The sequence below is a fragment of the Streptomyces griseobrunneus genome, from assembly GCF_046713465.1.
In the GTDB taxonomy this organism is placed as follows: domain Bacteria; phylum Actinomycetota; class Actinomycetes; order Streptomycetales; family Streptomycetaceae; genus Streptomyces; species Streptomyces microflavus.
In genome coordinates, this window is the sequence record NZ_CP177080.1 from 7268601 (window position 1) to 7282185 (window position 13585).

General features: G+C 72.2%; 14 protein-coding genes. 7 read left to right on the forward strand and 7 right to left on the reverse strand.

Annotation, left to right across the window (positions count from 1 at the left end; genetic code table 11):
• Positions 1–206: 206 nt before the first annotated feature.
• The gene (gene pgfA, locus ACK8N7_RS33185; protein WP_403217622.1) at positions 207–1190 is read right to left on the reverse strand and encodes a cell envelope lipid trafficking protein PgfA; all 984 of its coding nucleotides are present in this window, start codon (positions 1188–1190) and stop codon (positions 207–209) included.
• Between the two features lie 186 nt (positions 1191–1376).
• Here pgfA and ACK8N7_RS33190 point away from each other — a divergent pair, with 186 nt between their 5' ends.
• Positions 1377–1529: a hypothetical protein gene (locus ACK8N7_RS33190; RefSeq protein ID WP_015607033.1), complete on the forward strand. Its 153-nt coding sequence runs from the start codon at positions 1377–1379 to the stop codon at positions 1527–1529.
• Positions 1526–2722 (forward strand): PucR-like N-terminal domain-containing protein, encoded by a 1197-nt coding sequence (locus ACK8N7_RS33195; RefSeq protein ID WP_500444786.1) that lies wholly within the window; start codon positions 1526–1528, stop codon positions 2720–2722. The genes ACK8N7_RS33190 and ACK8N7_RS33195 overlap by 4 nt, the downstream gene beginning before the upstream one ends.
• 60 nt (positions 2723–2782) lie before the next feature.
• Here the strand turns inward: ACK8N7_RS33195 and ACK8N7_RS33200 are convergent, their stop codons facing one another.
• The 3 genes from ACK8N7_RS33200 to ACK8N7_RS33210 are packed head-to-tail and all read right to left on the reverse strand — an operon-like array spanning position 2783 to position 6353.
• Positions 2783–3568 (reverse strand): 3-oxoacyl-ACP reductase, encoded by a 786-nt coding sequence (locus ACK8N7_RS33200; RefSeq protein WP_015607031.1) that lies wholly within the window; start codon positions 3566–3568, stop codon positions 2783–2785.
• A gap of 5 nt (positions 3569–3573) precedes the next feature.
• Positions 3574–4956 carry an aldehyde dehydrogenase family protein gene (locus ACK8N7_RS33205; RefSeq protein ID WP_500444788.1) on the reverse strand — a complete coding sequence of 461 codons (1383 nt, stop codon included), beginning with the start codon at positions 4954–4956 and terminating at the stop codon, positions 3574–3576.
• Between the two features lie 32 nt (positions 4957–4988).
• Entirely contained in the window at positions 4989–6353 is a 1365-nt protein-coding gene (locus ACK8N7_RS33210) for a glutamine synthetase family protein (RefSeq protein WP_015607029.1), read from the reverse strand.
• Between the two features lie 73 nt (positions 6354–6426).
• Between ACK8N7_RS33210 and ACK8N7_RS33215 the strand changes: the two genes are divergently transcribed.
• The 3 genes from ACK8N7_RS33215 (at position 6427) to ACK8N7_RS33225 (ending at position 9637) form a co-directional block, all read left to right on the forward strand.
• Positions 6427–7236 (forward strand): FadR/GntR family transcriptional regulator, encoded by an 810-nt coding sequence (locus ACK8N7_RS33215; protein ID WP_500444790.1) that lies wholly within the window; start codon positions 6427–6429, stop codon positions 7234–7236.
• Between the two features lie 140 nt (positions 7237–7376).
• Positions 7377–8846 (forward strand): ethanolamine permease, encoded by a 1470-nt coding sequence (gene eat, locus ACK8N7_RS33220; RefSeq protein WP_403217618.1) that lies wholly within the window; start codon positions 7377–7379, stop codon positions 8844–8846.
• Between the two features lie 53 nt (positions 8847–8899).
• On the forward strand, positions 8900–9637 hold the full coding sequence (locus ACK8N7_RS33225) for a gamma-glutamyl-gamma-aminobutyrate hydrolase family protein (protein ID WP_403217617.1): 738 nt from the start codon (positions 8900–8902) through the stop codon (positions 9635–9637).
• Positions 9638–9694: 57 nt separating this feature from the next.
• On the opposite strand, the gene ACK8N7_RS33230 is transcribed toward ACK8N7_RS33225, so the two are convergent.
• From ACK8N7_RS33230 to ACK8N7_RS33240, 3 genes are all read right to left on the reverse strand, one after another.
• Entirely contained in the window at positions 9695–10456 is a 762-nt protein-coding gene (locus tag ACK8N7_RS33230) for a hypothetical protein (protein ID WP_403217616.1), read from the reverse strand.
• 99 nt (positions 10457–10555) lie between these two features.
• Positions 10556–11137: a TerD family protein gene (locus tag ACK8N7_RS33235; RefSeq protein ID WP_032759805.1), complete on the reverse strand. Its 582-nt coding sequence runs from the start codon at positions 11135–11137 to the stop codon at positions 10556–10558.
• A 58-nt stretch (positions 11138–11195) separates the two neighbouring features.
• Positions 11196–11771 carry a TerD family protein gene (locus ACK8N7_RS33240; RefSeq protein WP_401819883.1) on the reverse strand — a complete coding sequence of 192 codons (576 nt, stop codon included), beginning with the start codon at positions 11769–11771 and terminating at the stop codon, positions 11196–11198.
• 229 nt (positions 11772–12000) lie between these two features.
• Between ACK8N7_RS33240 and ACK8N7_RS33245 the strand changes: the two genes are divergently transcribed.
• Complete coding sequence (locus ACK8N7_RS33245; protein ID WP_403217614.1) at positions 12001–12438, forward strand: BlaI/MecI/CopY family transcriptional regulator; 438 nt, start codon at positions 12001–12003, stop codon at positions 12436–12438.
• A gap of 2 nt (positions 12439–12440) precedes the next feature.
• Positions 12441–13382, forward strand: a complete 942-nt coding sequence (locus ACK8N7_RS33250) for a M56 family metallopeptidase (protein WP_500444793.1) — start codon at positions 12441–12443, stop codon at positions 13380–13382.
• Positions 13383–13585: the final 203 nt, after the last annotated feature.

Below are 13585 nucleotides of genomic sequence, written 5' to 3' on the forward strand. Positions count from 1 at the left end.
GCCGGGCATACGGAAGAGGGTTCGGGAACGGGGCGAGCGGGTTCGCGGATCGGGACGAGCGGGTTCACGTACAGGACGGAGAACGCAGCTGTGGGGCGCGCGCGAACAAGGGATGAGAGACCGGGGGCCGTGCTTTGGTGGGGATAGACAGTTTTCGGCACGGTTACGCCCCCGGCTACTCACCGATGCGACAACTTGCCGGTAACTCAGGTGGGCAAGTTCGTCATCATGTGAGTATTCGAGGCTTCCGGCTCCGTTCTGCGCCCCCGGACGACGAGCACGATGCCCACGGTCGCGAGTACGAGGCCCAGTCCGACCGCTCCGGCCGGCGCGGTCCCGGAGAGCAGCGCCAGCCGGTCGCTGTCCGCCGACGCCAGCTCCACCTGCTTGAGCTGGGTCTCCTTGGTGAACTCGACCCGCTTGCTCTCCAGCAGCGTGACCGCGTCCTTCGAGGAGCCCGGGGCGCGCAGCGTCTTCTTCGGGCCGATCGCCGCGTTCATGATGCGTCCGGTGCGCCGGTCCACGACCAGCTCGATGCCGCTGTTGGAGTACCACTCCTCGGCGAGGATCTGGGGCGTACCGGGCTTGCCCACGAGCACGCCGGGCACCTGCCGCACCCCGGTCCGGGTCGGTTCCACCGTGCCCTTGAACGCGTACCCCTCGTACCCCTGCACCTTCTTCCTGCCGGCGTACTCGAGCCGGACGACGCCGCCTAGGGTGCCGTCCCACCAGCGGTAGGCACGTCTTTCGACGTCGAAGGGGAACTTCAGATACGCCTCGCCGTCGAAGGTCGGGGACTCCTCGCAGCAGTGGACCGGCTCATTGGTGGTCCGGTCGGTCACCCAGCGCTCCAGGGTCCACTGGAGGGCGTCGCGCGGATCGGAGGCGGGCAGGGTCTCGCTGTGATCGACCGACGTGGAGACGTCCCAGATGGCGTTGCCGCTCTTGAGGCTGTCGGCCACGTCCCCGCGCACCTGGCGGGTGATCGTGATCTCCTTGCCCTCGACCGTCTCCACCTTCGAGGTGTCGAAGTAGCTGCCGGTCCCGGTGAAGACCGTGGTCGTATCGATATCTATGGGGGTGCGCTTCGCCTGCGGCTGGACATACCAGACAAGCAGAGGCGCGAGTACGAGCAGAAAGACCCCTGCACCCAGCAAAAATAGTGACAGAGGTGAAGCATTGCGGCGCATCCGGGCACTCCTGGGTCGAATCTCTTCGCGGGAGGTGCACGGGCCCCGGGCCGGTCAGCCCTTGATTGGCGTGAACAGTAGGCAAGCCCTTGACGGCATGTCAATGGACTGTCGACACTGTGTGCCAGCCGGAGGGGCCCGGCCATACGGAGTGGGGATCGACTCCAGCAAGGAGCTGACCCGACCATGCGCAGACTCATCACCGCTGCTGCCACCGCCCTGGTGGCCGCGGCGCTCGCCTTCGGTGCCGCCTTCGGCATCGTGGCCCTGCTCGACGCCACGCCCGAGCAGCCGAACACGCCTTTGATCAGCTACGACACCGCGCCGGCGGGCTCGTGAAGCCTCGCGCCTGGCAGGAGGTGCCCCGGTCGAAGGTGGAGCGGTTCGCCTCCATCGCCCTGGCCGAGGCGCCGGAGATCGCCCAGACGATCCTCACCGAGATCCGGCAGGACTACCCCTACCTCCAACTGGTCGAGGACGAGTCCGGCGAGCCGATGGCTCTCGTCGGGATCCGCCGCGCCATCGAGGGGTTCGTACGCCACCTCGGAGCCGGCGCCGCCGACCCCCGGGTGCCGCCGGAGGTGTTCCAGGAGTTCGGCCGGGGCGAGGGGCTGCACGGCCGCAGCCTCGACTCCCTCCAGGCCGTCTACCGGCTCGGGGTCCGGCTCACCTGGCGCAGGTTCGCCGAGATCGGCCAGCAGGTCGACATCGCCGCCCCCGCCATGTACGAACTGGCCGAATCGGGATTCGAGTATCTGGACGGCCTCGTGGAACAGTCGGTACTGGGCTATGCCGAGGCGGCGGCCCGCCGCGCCAGCGAGCGGCTGCGCCTCCAGCGCCAGCTCATCGACCTCCTGCTGGTCGAGCCCCGCGGTGATTCGGCCAGGACGCTCGCCGAGCGGGCCGCCCGCGTCGGCTGGGAGCTGCCGGAGACCATCGCGGTGGGCGTGCTGATGCGCCCCGCCCGGGAGGCCGTGGCCCCGGCGGTGGGGCAGGGGATCCTGCTGGAGATGGAGAGCGAGCAGCCCCGCATCGTCATCCCCGACCCGGAGACGGCGGGCCGGGCGGACACCCTGCGCCGGGCCACCGCCGGCTGGTCCGGGGCGATCGGCCCGCCGGTGCCGCTGGCCGCCGCGGCGACCTCGCTCCGCTGGGCGGAGACCGCGGTCCAGCTGATCAAGAAGAACCTGCTGCCGCAGGGCGAGGTGCTGTACTGCACCGAGCGCACGGAGGAGCTGGTGCTCCTGCCGTCCCGGGAGCTGATCGACGCGGCCGCCCGCCGCTGCCTCGCCCCGCTGGACGGCCTCGGCCCGACCGCGGCACGGCGGCTGGCCGAGACCCTCCTCGCCTGGATCGAGACGCCCGGCGGCGCGCCCGAGGTGGCCCAGCGGCTGGGCATCCACCCGCAGACGGCGCGCTACCGGCTGCGCCAGATCCGCGAGCTGTGGGGCGACGCGATCGACGACCCCGACCAGCGCTTCGAGATGCTGCTGGTGCTCCGCTCGCAGCGGCTGCGGGGAGCACCGGCGTAGGGGGCGGAGTAGCGGCCCCCTACGCGTTCGGACCCTGGGGCCTGTCGTTCGGATCAGGCCCTAGACGGGGGTGACGTACGCCCCGGCGATCCCGCCGTCCACCAGGAAGTCCGTCGCGTTGACGAACGAGGAGTCGTCGCTGGCCAGGAAGGCCACGGCGGCGGCGATCTCGGTCGGCTCGGCGAACCGGCCCACCGGGATGTGCACCAGCCGCCGTGCGGCCCGCTCCGGGTCCTTGGCGAACAGCTCCTGGAGCAGCGGGGTGTTGACCGGCCCAGGGCAGAGCGCGTTGACGCGGATGCCGTCGCGCGCGAACTGCACCCCCAGCTCGCGCGACATCGCCAGCACCCCGCCCTTGGACGCGGTGTACGAGATCTGCGAGGTCGCCGCACCCATCCGGGCCACGAACGAGGCCGTGTTGATGATGGAGCCCCTGCCCTGGGTGCGCATGTACGGGATGGCGGCCTTGCAGCAGAGGAAGACGGAGGTCAGGTTGACCTCCTGCACCCGGCGCCAGGCATCGAGGCCGGTCTCCAGGATGGAGTCGTCGTCGGGCGGCGAGATCCCCGCGTTGTTGAACGCGATGTCCACCGAACCGTAGGTGTCGAACGCGGCCTTGAAGAGCGCGTCGACCTGCTCGGCGTCGGTGACGTCGGTCCGGACGAAGAGCCCGCCCGCCTCCTCGGCGGCGGCCTTGCCGCTCACCTCGTCCACGTCGGCGCAGACGACATGGGCGCCCTCGGCGGCCAGCCGCCGTACGGTGGCCAGGCCGATGCCGCTGCCGGCTCCGGTGACGACGGCGGTGCGGCCGACCAGGCGGCGGCAGACAGAAGAGGTTTCGGTCATGGTGCTCAGGCCTCCGTGCTGATGAAGATGTTCTTGGTTTCGGTGAAGGCGGCCAGGGCGTCGGGACCGAGCTCACGGCCCAGACCCGACTGCTTGTAGCCGCCGAAGGGGGTCGAATAGCGCACGCTGGAGTGCGAGTTGACGGAGAGGTTGCCCGCGCGCAGCCCCTGGCCGACGCGGAGTGCCCGTCCGACGTCCCGGGACCAGACCGACCCGGCCAGCCCGTAGTCGGTGGCGTTGGCGAGGCGCAGGGCGTCCTCCTCGCCGTCGAACGGCAGCACCACGGCCACCGGCCCGAAGACCTCCTCGACGGCCACCGGAGCGTCGGCCGCGACCCCGGCGAGCACGGTCGGCGGATACCAGAACCCGGGCCCCTCGGGGGCGTTGCCGAGGACGGCCCGTACGCCGTCGGCGTCCCGCACGCCGTCGGTGAAGTCCCGCACCCGGTCCAGCTGGAGGGCCGAGATGAGCGGGCCCATCTGCGTCTTCTCGTCGGCCGGGTCGCCCACCACCACGGCGGCCACGGCCGGGACGAGCAGCTCCAGGAAGCGGTCGTACACGGACCGTTCGACCAGGATCCGGGTCCGGGCGCAGCAGTCCTGGCCCGCGTTGTCGAGGAAGGACATCGGGGTGGCCGCCGCCGCGGCCTCCACATCGGCGTCGGCGAAGACGATGTTCGGGCTCTTGCCGCCGAGTTCGAGGGTGAGGCGCTTCACGCGCTCCGCGCACCGGGTCATGATGTGCTTCCCGGTCCGGGTGGAGCCGGTGAACACGATCTTCGCGACGCCCGGGTGCTCCACCAGGGCGCTTCCGGCCACCGGTCCCTCGCCGGGCAGCACCTGGAACAGCCCCTCGGGAAGGCCTGCCTCCAGGGCGAGTTCGGCCAGCCGCAGAGCGGTCAGCGGGGTCGTCTCGGCGGGCTTGAGGAGGACGGCGTTGCCCGCGGCGAGCGCCGGGGCCAGGCCCCAGGCGGCGATGGGCATCGGGAAGTTCCAGGGCGCGATGACGCCGATGACGCCGAGCGGCTCCAGGACCGTGAAGTCGATGCCGCCCGCCACGGGGATCTGCCGGCCGAGCAGCCGCTCCGCGCCGCCCGCGCTGTAGTCGAGGAGGTCGCGGACGTTGCCCGCCTCCCAGCGGGCGTTGCCGATGGTGTGTCCGGCTTCGCGGACCTCCAACTGGGCCAGTTCCTCGATGTGTTCGTCGACGACGGTGGCGAAGCGGCGCAGCAGCCTGGCCCGGTCGGCGGGTGCGGCGGCGGCCCAGGGGCGCTGTGCGGCGGTGGCGCGGACCACGGCCGCGTCCACATCGGCGGCGGAGGCGGCGGGCACGGTGGCGATGACCTCGGCGGTCGCCGGGTTCAGGACGTCCAGGGTGGGCTGTGACACGTACGGACCTCGATCAAGGGGGCTGGTGGTGGTCAGAGGCGTTCGAAGGAGCGGCGCAGCTCCCAGTCGGTCACTGCGGAGTCGTAGGCGGTGAGTTCGACCTTCGCCATGTTCAGGTAGTGCGCGACGACCTCCTCGCCGAACGCCTCCTTGGCGATGGGGCTGGCCTCCCACAGCTCGGCCGCCTCGCGCAGGGTCGCCGGCACCTGGTCGTACCCGGCGGTGTAGGCGTTGCCCGTACAGGCCTCCGGCAGCGGCAGCCGGTGCTCCACCCCGTACAGGCCGGCGGCGACCAGCCCGGCCACGGCGAGATGCGGATTGACGTCACCGCCCGGCAGCCGGTTCTCGAAGCGCATCGAGCGGCCGTGGCCGACGACCCGCAGGGCGCAGGTGCGGTTGTCGACGCCCCAGGCGACGGCGGTGGGGGCGAAGGATCCCGGCTGGAAGCGTTTGTAGGAGTTGATGTTGGGCGCGTAGAGGAGCGAGAAGTCGCGCAGGGCGGCGAGCTGTCCGGCCAGGAAGTGGCGCATCAGCTCGGACATGCCGTCCGGCCCGTCGCCCGCCATCACGTTCTCACCGTTCTCGTCGGTGAGCGAGAGGTGGATGTGGCAGGAGTTGCCCTCGCGCTGGTCGTACTTGGCCATGAAGGTCAGCGAGACACCTTCCTGGGCCGCGATCTCCTTGGCGCCGGTCTTGTAGACGGCGTGCTGGTCGCAGGTGGTGAGCGCCTCGTCGTAGCGGAAGACGATCTCGTGCTGGCCGGGGTTGCACTCGCCCTTGGCGGACTCGACGGTCAGCCCGGCCTGCTGCATCTCGTTGCGGATGCGGCGCAGCAGGGGCTCGATCCGGCCGGTGCCGAGGATGGAGTAGTCGATGTTGTACTGGTTGGCCGGGGTCAGCCCGCGGTAGTCGCGGTCCCAGGCCTCCTCGTAACTGTCCCGGAAGACGATGAACTCCAGCTCCGTGCCTACCTGCGCGGTGTAGCCGAGCGAGGCGAGCCGGTCGAGCTGGCGGCGCAGGATCTGGCGCGGCGCGGCGACGACCGGGCTGCCGTCGTGCCAGGCGAGGTCGGCGATCAGGAGGGCGGTGCCCTCGTGCCAGGGGACCGGGCGGAGCGTGGCGGGATCGGGGACCATGCCGAAGTCGCCGTAGCCGTTCTCCCACGACGACATCGCATAGCCGTCGACGGTCCGCATCTCGGTGTCCACGGCCAGCAGGTAGTTGCAGCCCTCGGTACCGTGCTCCAGCACCTCGTCCAGGAAGAACCCGGCTGCGAACCGCTTCCCCTGGAGCCGGCCCTGCATATCGGGAAAGGCCAGCACCACGGTGTCTATCGACCCGTCCGCGACGCGTGAGCGGAGCTCGTCGACGGTGAGCGGGGGTGTGCGGTCTGCCACGGGATTCCTCCTTGGGTGAACCGGGAGGCTTAAGGTATGACAGAGAACCATTACTTGGGAAGGGGATTCGCGAGTGGTCACCAGAAGGAGAACCGACGGCACCCGACCGGCGGCGGCGGACGGTGCCCCGGAGGCCGGCGGCGAGGCGGCGGCGGGCGGGGAGGCGGAGACCGGCTCCGGCCCGCTGGCCTCAGTGCTGCGACCCGTCCGCGCGGGCAACGGCTTCGAGGAGACCCTTGAGCAGGTCCTGCAACTGCTCCGCCTCGGTCTCGTCCCGCCCGGCGGCCGGCTGCCCGCCGAACGGGAACTCGCCCAGCACCTGGGCGTCAGCCGGGTGACCCTGCGCGAGGTGCTCAAGGTTCTCCAGGACCAGGGCATGGTGGAGAGCCGGCGCGGCCGCTACGGCGGAACGTTCGTCCTGCCGCGCGCCGGCGCCGCCGACGGCAGCGACGAACTGCGGCGCCGGGTGGCGGCCGTCGACCTGGAGGACACCCTGCGCTTCCGCGAGGTGCTGGAGACCGGGGCCGCCGGACTCTGCGCCGACGGGCTCCCGGCGGAGGGCGAAGGCCGGCTGCGGGCGGCGCTGGAAGCCACACAGGGCGCCCGGCTGGAGGACTACCGCCGCCAGGACACCCTGCTCCACCTCACCCTCGCCGAACTCTCCGGCTCCACCTCGCTCGCCGCCGGGTACGCCTCCGTACGCGCCACCCTCAACGAACTGCTGGACTGCATCCCGCTGCTGGTGCGCAACCTGGAGCACTCCCAGCAGCAGCACGCGGCCGTCGTGGAGGCGGTGCTCGACCGGGACGCGGAGGCGGCGCGCGAGATGATGCGCGAGCACTGCGGCGGTACGGCGGCGCTGCTGCGGGGCTTCCTCGCCTGACGGGCTCCCGGAGGCGAATCCGTAACCACTCCTTAACGCACGCCTCTTGCCATTCCCCCCGACGTTCCACAAAGGTGTGCCGACGAACCTTTGATCGACGCAGTTCCATCGATGAAGTCGACAGACGTCTGGAGCGCCTCATGGCTCAGGGATCCGAAACACCCGCAGGCCCACCCGGTGACACGAACCCGGGGGCGTCCGGCACGGCCGCGTACCTGCATCGCCGGACGCTGCGCCGGGGCAGCGCGGGCTGGCTGCTGCTGACCGGCCTGGGCGTCGCCTACGTCGTCTCCGGCGACTTCTCGGGCTGGAACATCGGCCTCTCCAAGGGCGGCTTCGGCGGCCTCGCGGTGGCCATGGTCCTGATGGGCGTCATGTACGCCTGTCTGGTCTTCGCGCTGGCCGAACTCTCCGCCATCCTGCCGACCGCGGGCGGGGGTTACGGCTTCGCCCGGCGCGCGCTCGGCACCTGGGGCGGCTTCCTCACCGGCACGGCCATCCTCATCGAGTACATCCTGGCCCCCGCCGCCATCGCCCTGTTCATCGGCGACTACGTCGAATCGCTCGGCCTGTTCGGGCTGACCTCCGGCTGGCCGGTCTACCTCGCCTGCTTCGCGATCTTCATCGGTATCCACCTCTGGGGCGTGGGCGAAGCGCTCCGCTTCAGCCTGGTCGTGACCGCCATCGCGGTGGCCGCCCTGCTCATCTTCGCCGTCGGCGCGTTCACCGAGTTCGACGCGGGCCGCCTCAACGACATCCCGGCCGACACCACCGCCTTCGGCTCCTCCTCCTGGCTGCCGTACGGGCTCCTCGGGATCTGGGCGGCGTTCCCCTTCGGCATGTGGTTCTTCCTCGGGGTGGAGGGCGTACCGCTCGCCGCCGAGGAGGCCAAGGACCCGGTCCACTCGATGCCGAAGGCCCTGGCCATCTCGCTCGCCGTGCTCGTCTTCCTGGCCCTCATCACCTTCGTCTCCGCCACCGGGGCCCAGGGCGCCAACGCCATCAAGGAGGCCGGGAACCCGCTCGTTGTCGCCCTCCAGGGCAGCGGCGAGCCGACCGTCCTGAGCCGCTTCGTCAACTACGCGGGCCTCGCAGGTCTTGTGGCCTCCTTCTTCTCCCTCATCTTCGCCGGCTCCCGCCAGCTCTTCGCCCTCTCCCGGGCCGGCTACCTGCCGCGCTTCCTCTCCCTCACCAACCGCCGCAAGTCGCCCTACCTCGGCCTGCTGATCCCCGGCGTCATCGGCTTCGCCCTGGCCGCCTGGAGCGGCAACGGCGGCCGGATGCTGAACGTCGCCGTCTTCGGTGCCACCATCAGCTACGCCCTGATGGCCCTGTCCCACATCGTGCTCCGCCGCCGCGAGCCGGAGCTGCCCCGGCCCTACCGCACCCCCGGCGGCGCGCGCACCTCGTCGGTCGCCTTCGTTCTGGCATGCTCGGCGCTGGTGGCGACCTTCCTGGTGGACCGGGACGCGGCGTTCATCGCGCTCGCGGTGTACGCGGTGGCGCTCGCCTACTTCGCCTTCTACAGCCGCCACCGGCTGGTCGCGGCCGCCCCGGAGGAGGAGTTCGCCGCACTGGCGGTGGCGGAGGCCGAGCTCAAGCGCGACTGAGCCCGCAGCCCGCGGCGATCACCGACATCCCCCGATCCGAAGGAGACCGTTCCATGCCCCGGCCCGTCATCGGCATCAGCACCTACCAGGACCCGGCCCGCTGGGGCGTGTGGGATATGCCCGCGGTGCTCCTGCCCGCCGCCTACCCCCGCCTGGTCCGGGCCGCGGGCGGACTCGCGGTGCTGCTGCCGCCGGACGAGGCCGCGGACGCGGCCCGGGAGACCGTCGCCGCCCTGGACGGTGTGGTGATCGCCGGGGGAGCGGACGTCGAACCGGCGCGTTACGGAGCCGCTCCCGACCCCCGTACGGGGCCTCCGGCCCGTGAACGCGACGCCTGGGAACTCGCCCTGATCGAGGCGGCGATCGAGCTGCACGTCCCCCTGCTGGGCATCTGCCGGGGCATGCAGCTGCTGAACGTGGCCCTCGGCGGCACCCTGCACCAGCACCTGGACGGTCACACCGGAGGCCACGCCGTCTTCGGCGGCCACCCGGTGACCCCCGTGCCCGGTACGGCGTACGCGGCGGCCGTCCCGGAAACGGCCACGGTGCCCGCCTACCACCACCAGGCCGTCGACCGCCTGGGCACCGGCCTGGTCGCCTCGGCCCACGCCCCCGACGGAACGGTGGAGGCGCTGGAGCTCCCCGGCCGCGAGTCCCTGGTGCTCGGGGTCCAGTGGCACCCGGAGATGGGCGAGGACCCCCGCGTGATGACCGCGCTCGTCGACGCGGCCCGTGACCGCTCGCGCGCTCCCGGGGCGGCCGCCGCACCGGCGGAGTGCGTGGCGGGCTGAGAGGTACGGGGGTGGCGCGGGCCCCGCGGCGACATGCGGGGCCGCCGGCGCCGGGCGTCAGCGCCGGGTGTCGGGCAGCCTCGGGGACCCGGCGTCAGGGCTCCCGTGCCCCGGGCCCGAGAAGCCCGGGCTGCTGAAGTCGGGGCCCGCGAAGGCCGGCGGGGTGAAGCGCGCGGTGCGGCCGGATGTCCCGCCCGGGGCCGCCTCCGCGAGCTCCTGGATCAGGAACGGCCGGATCGCCTTGTCCCGCAGGGCGGTGCGCCAGGCCTCCCGGGCGCGGTCCAGGTCGGCCGCACGGTCCACCCCGGGGGGTGAGGCGGGCGCCGACTGGAGTGCGGCGGTGCGGTAGAGGGCGACGATGGTGACCAGTGCGGTGGCCGCCGCGACGGCGAGACTGAACCAGCCGACCCGGACCAGGGTGTCGGCCAGCGCCACCAGGCTGCCGGCCAGGCGCAGCCCGTAGCCCAGCAGGAGAAAGGTGGTCCCGGCGACCGCGGCGAGGATCGGGGTCAGCACCCCCAGGAGCGCCAGCGCTCCGGCGCCCGGCCGCTCCTGGTTCCCCGGCCCGGACAGGGGCGAGGGGCGGCCGTCGAGGGGCCGGCCGTGCAGCTCGCGCCGCAGCGCCGCGTACGCCTGGTACTCCGGCGCGGCGGCCGGGGCCGTGCGCGCCGCCGAGGCCAGGGCCCGGATGCGCAACTGGCCGCCGCCGACGCCGGATCGCTCCAGCAGCCGCTGGATCTCCGTCGAGGCGAGCACCTCGTCGAGCACGCTCGCGTAGTCGGATCTGTCCTCGTCCCCGAGCGGGGAAGGCCTGCCCATACTGTCCCTCGATCGATGTGTCGCTGTGGGGCGCCGCGGGGCGGGGGCCGCGCGATCCCCGTGGGTTCCCGCGGCCTCCGGGCGGCCGGTACGGCGTGACTACAGGTGCTGCGCGACGGCGGGCATCAGGTCCTGGAAGGTACGCCCGTCGGCCGCCGCACCGATGGCGGTCATCTGCCATCCCGAACCGGCCCGCTGGACCTTGGCCATGATCTGCGCGGTGTGCCGCCCGCCGCCGGTCAGCGTGTACCGCGCCAGCTCCTGGCCGTTGCTCTCGTCGACCAGACGGCAGAAGGCGGCCTCGACCTCCTCGAAGGTCTGGCCGGTGAACGAGTTGACCGTGAAGATGATCTGGTCGACGTGGACGGGTACGCGCCGCAGGTCGACGACGATGGATTCGTCGTCGCCGCCCTCGCCCGCCCCGCCGACCCTGTTGTCACCGGTGTGCTGGACCGAACCGTCGTCGCTGGTGAGGTGCTGGAAGAAGACGACGTCCTGGGGCTCCTTGCCCGCGAAGAGCACGGCCGAGGCGTCCAGGTCGATGTCGCGGGCGGTCAGCCGGGCCAGGAAGCCCTTGCGGGGCGCGGACTTCCAGCCCAGCCCCATCCGGACGACGCCGAGTTCGCCGCCGCCGGACTTGGTGAGGCTGACCTGCTGGCCCTTGGAGAGGTTGATCGTCATGATTCCGCCTTCGGTGACTCGGTGAGGTGGGGCCTGCGTCCGGATCGGTGCAGTGAGGTCAGAGACCGACGCCGAAGTCGGCGACGATGCCGCTCAGTCCGGAGGCGTAACCCTGCCCGACCGCACGGAACTTCCACTCGGCGCCGTGCCGGTACAGCTCGCCGAAGACCATCGCCGTCTCGGTGGAGGCGTCCTCGCTGAGGTCGTAACGGGCGATCTCCGCGCCGCCCGCCTGGTTCACCACGCGGATGTAGGCGTTGCGGACCTGGCCGAAGCTCTGGCCGCGGCCCTCCGCCTCATGGATCGAGACGGGGAACACGATCCTGGCGACGGTTCCCGGCACCGCGGAGAGGTCGACCTTGACGATCTCGTCGTCCCCCTCGCCCTCACCCGTGAGGTTGTCGCCGGTGTGCTCGACCGAACCGTCCGGGCTCTTGAGGTTGTTGTAGAAGACGAAGTGGCCGTCGGAGAGGACCTTGCCCGACTCGTCGCAGAGCAGCGCGCTCGCGTCGAGGTCGTAGTCGGTACCGGTCGTCGTACGGACGTCCCAGCCGAGACCGACGAGGATCGCGGTCAGCCCCGGGGCCTCCTTGGTCAGCGAGACATTTCCGCCCTTGGCCAGGCTCACGCCCATGGTGTTCTCCCTTACGTGGTGACGGGTGCGTATGCCGGGACCGCACCGCCACGGGTGACGGTGCGGACACGGTGCGGCTGCACATAAAATCTACAACACTGTAGATTTTCCGGGCCGGGCGGGAAGCGGCCGGAGGTGTCATCGGCGTGCCGTTGGCTGGATACGATTTCCCGGTGCCCGGCGGATGAACAGCCGTGACCGGGCGGCGGAAGGAAAGGGGGGCCGGACGGTGGACACCGAAGGAACCGGTGGCGAACGGGAAACGCCCGCCCGCAGGCGGGGCCAGGGCGAGCTGGAGGCGCAGGTGCTGTCCGTGCTCGGCGAGGCGACCGAACCGGTCACCGCCGCCTGGGTGCTGGAACGGCTCGGCAGCGGCCTGTCGTACAGCACCGTCATCACGATCCTGACCCGGCTGCACGCCAAGCAGGCGGTCACCCGGACCGGGCCCAAGCGCCCCGTCCTGTGGCAGCCCGTGGCGAACGAGGCAGGCCTCGCCGCGCTGCGCATGCGCCGCCTCCTCGACAAGCAGAGCGACCGGGACGCGGTGCTCTCCAGCTTCGTCTCCGTCCTGTCGGCGGACGACGAGGAGCTGCTGCGCTCGCTGCTCGCGGAGAGCGGCCCCGCGAGCGGCCCCGGCGCGGCGCCGACGGACCGGCCGGAGGGCTGACGATGGGCGTCTTCGTTTATCTGCCCCTGGTCCTGCCCCTGACCGCGCTGCCGATCGCGCGCCTGGCCGAGCAGCACCTGCACCCACGGAGAGCCGCACGCCTGCTGACCACCGTCGCCGTGATCCTCGCCTCCTGCAGCCTGGTCTGTCTCGGGCTGCTGGTGGTGGTCGGCACGGCACAGCTGCCCGGCAACCCGCTGCCCGACGGCTGGTCCGACGACGAGGTCCGCGAGGCCGTCCCGCACGACGCCTTCGCGGGCAAGGCGTCCATCCTGGCGCTCGTCGCCGTCACAGCGGCCTGCGGCTTCACCGTCCGGCGCCACTACCGCTTCCGCGCCCGGGCCCACCGCACGCTGGCCGGTCTGCCGGGCGGGGGCGACCTCGCCGTCCTGCCCGACGATGTGCCGTACGCCTACGCCCTGCCCGGCTCGCCGGGCAGGGTCATGGTCTCCACCGCCATGCTCACCGCCCTGGACCCGGCGGAGCGCCGGGCGCTGCTCGCCCACGAACGGGCCCACCTGGAGGGCCGCCACCACCGGCTGCTGCTCGCGACCCGGCTGGCCGGGTGCGTCAACCCGCTGCTGCGGCCCCTGGGGGCGGCCCTGGTCTACTCCACCGAGCGCTGGGCGGACGAGGAGGCGGCCCGGGTCACGGGCGACCGCCGGCTGACGGCCCGGGCGGTCGGCAAGGCGGCGCTCATCTCCCGCCCGGCCCCCGGGGGAGCCGCCGTGGCCGGCTTCGCCGCCGCGGGGCCGGTGCCCCGCCGGGTGGCCGCGCTGCTCGGCCCGGTGCCGCCGGACCGGGGCTGGCCGCCCGCGCTCACCCCGGCCGGTGCCGCCGCGTTCGTCGCCGCCGCCGGTACGACCGTCTCCGCGCTCTCCGCGCTCAACGCCGCCGTCGCGCTCTTCCTCGTCCTGGAGGCGGCGACCACGACGCCCCTGTAGGTCCGGCCCGTTCACGTCTACGTGACTGTAGAGTTCGTGGGCCCGGCGGGGCGTACGGCGGCTCCGTGCCTGCCCGTCACCGGCCCGGGCCACCCGACCGATCCGTTGGCTGGAGCCCCAGCCGGATGAGGAGCTACGCGTTGTCCGCCAGTCCGGGCCCTTCGGGGCCTTCGGAACCTGATCCCCAGGGGCCTCACGGCCCC

What these genes read in the sequence shown, in the direction of transcription:
- pgfA (WP_403217622.1), bottom strand. Translation starts at nt 1,190, where the DNA reads ATGCGCCGCAATGCTTCACCTCTGTCACTATTTTTGCTGGGTGCAGGG.
- ACK8N7_RS33190 (WP_015607033.1), top strand. Translation starts at nt 1,377, where the DNA reads ATGCGCAGACTCATCACCGCTGCTGCCACCGCCCTGGTGGCCGCGGCG.
- ACK8N7_RS33200 (WP_015607031.1), bottom strand. Translation starts at nt 3,568, where the DNA reads ATGACCGAAACCTCTTCTGTCTGCCGCCGCCTGGTCGGCCGCACCGCC.
- eat (WP_403217618.1), top strand. Translation starts at nt 7,377, where the DNA reads ATGGCTCAGGGATCCGAAACACCCGCAGGCCCACCCGGTGACACGAAC.
- ACK8N7_RS33225 (WP_403217617.1), top strand. Translation starts at nt 8,900, where the DNA reads ATGCCCCGGCCCGTCATCGGCATCAGCACCTACCAGGACCCGGCCCGC.
- ACK8N7_RS33230 (WP_403217616.1), bottom strand. Translation starts at nt 10,456, where the DNA reads ATGGGCAGGCCTTCCCCGCTCGGGGACGAGGACAGATCCGACTACGCG.
- ACK8N7_RS33235 (WP_032759805.1), bottom strand. Translation starts at nt 11,137, where the DNA reads ATGACGATCAACCTCTCCAAGGGCCAGCAGGTCAGCCTCACCAAGTCC.
- ACK8N7_RS33240 (WP_401819883.1), bottom strand. Translation starts at nt 11,771, where the DNA reads ATGGGCGTGAGCCTGGCCAAGGGCGGAAATGTCTCGCTGACCAAGGAG.
- ACK8N7_RS33250 (WP_500444793.1), top strand. Translation starts at nt 12,441, where the DNA reads ATGGGCGTCTTCGTTTATCTGCCCCTGGTCCTGCCCCTGACCGCGCTG.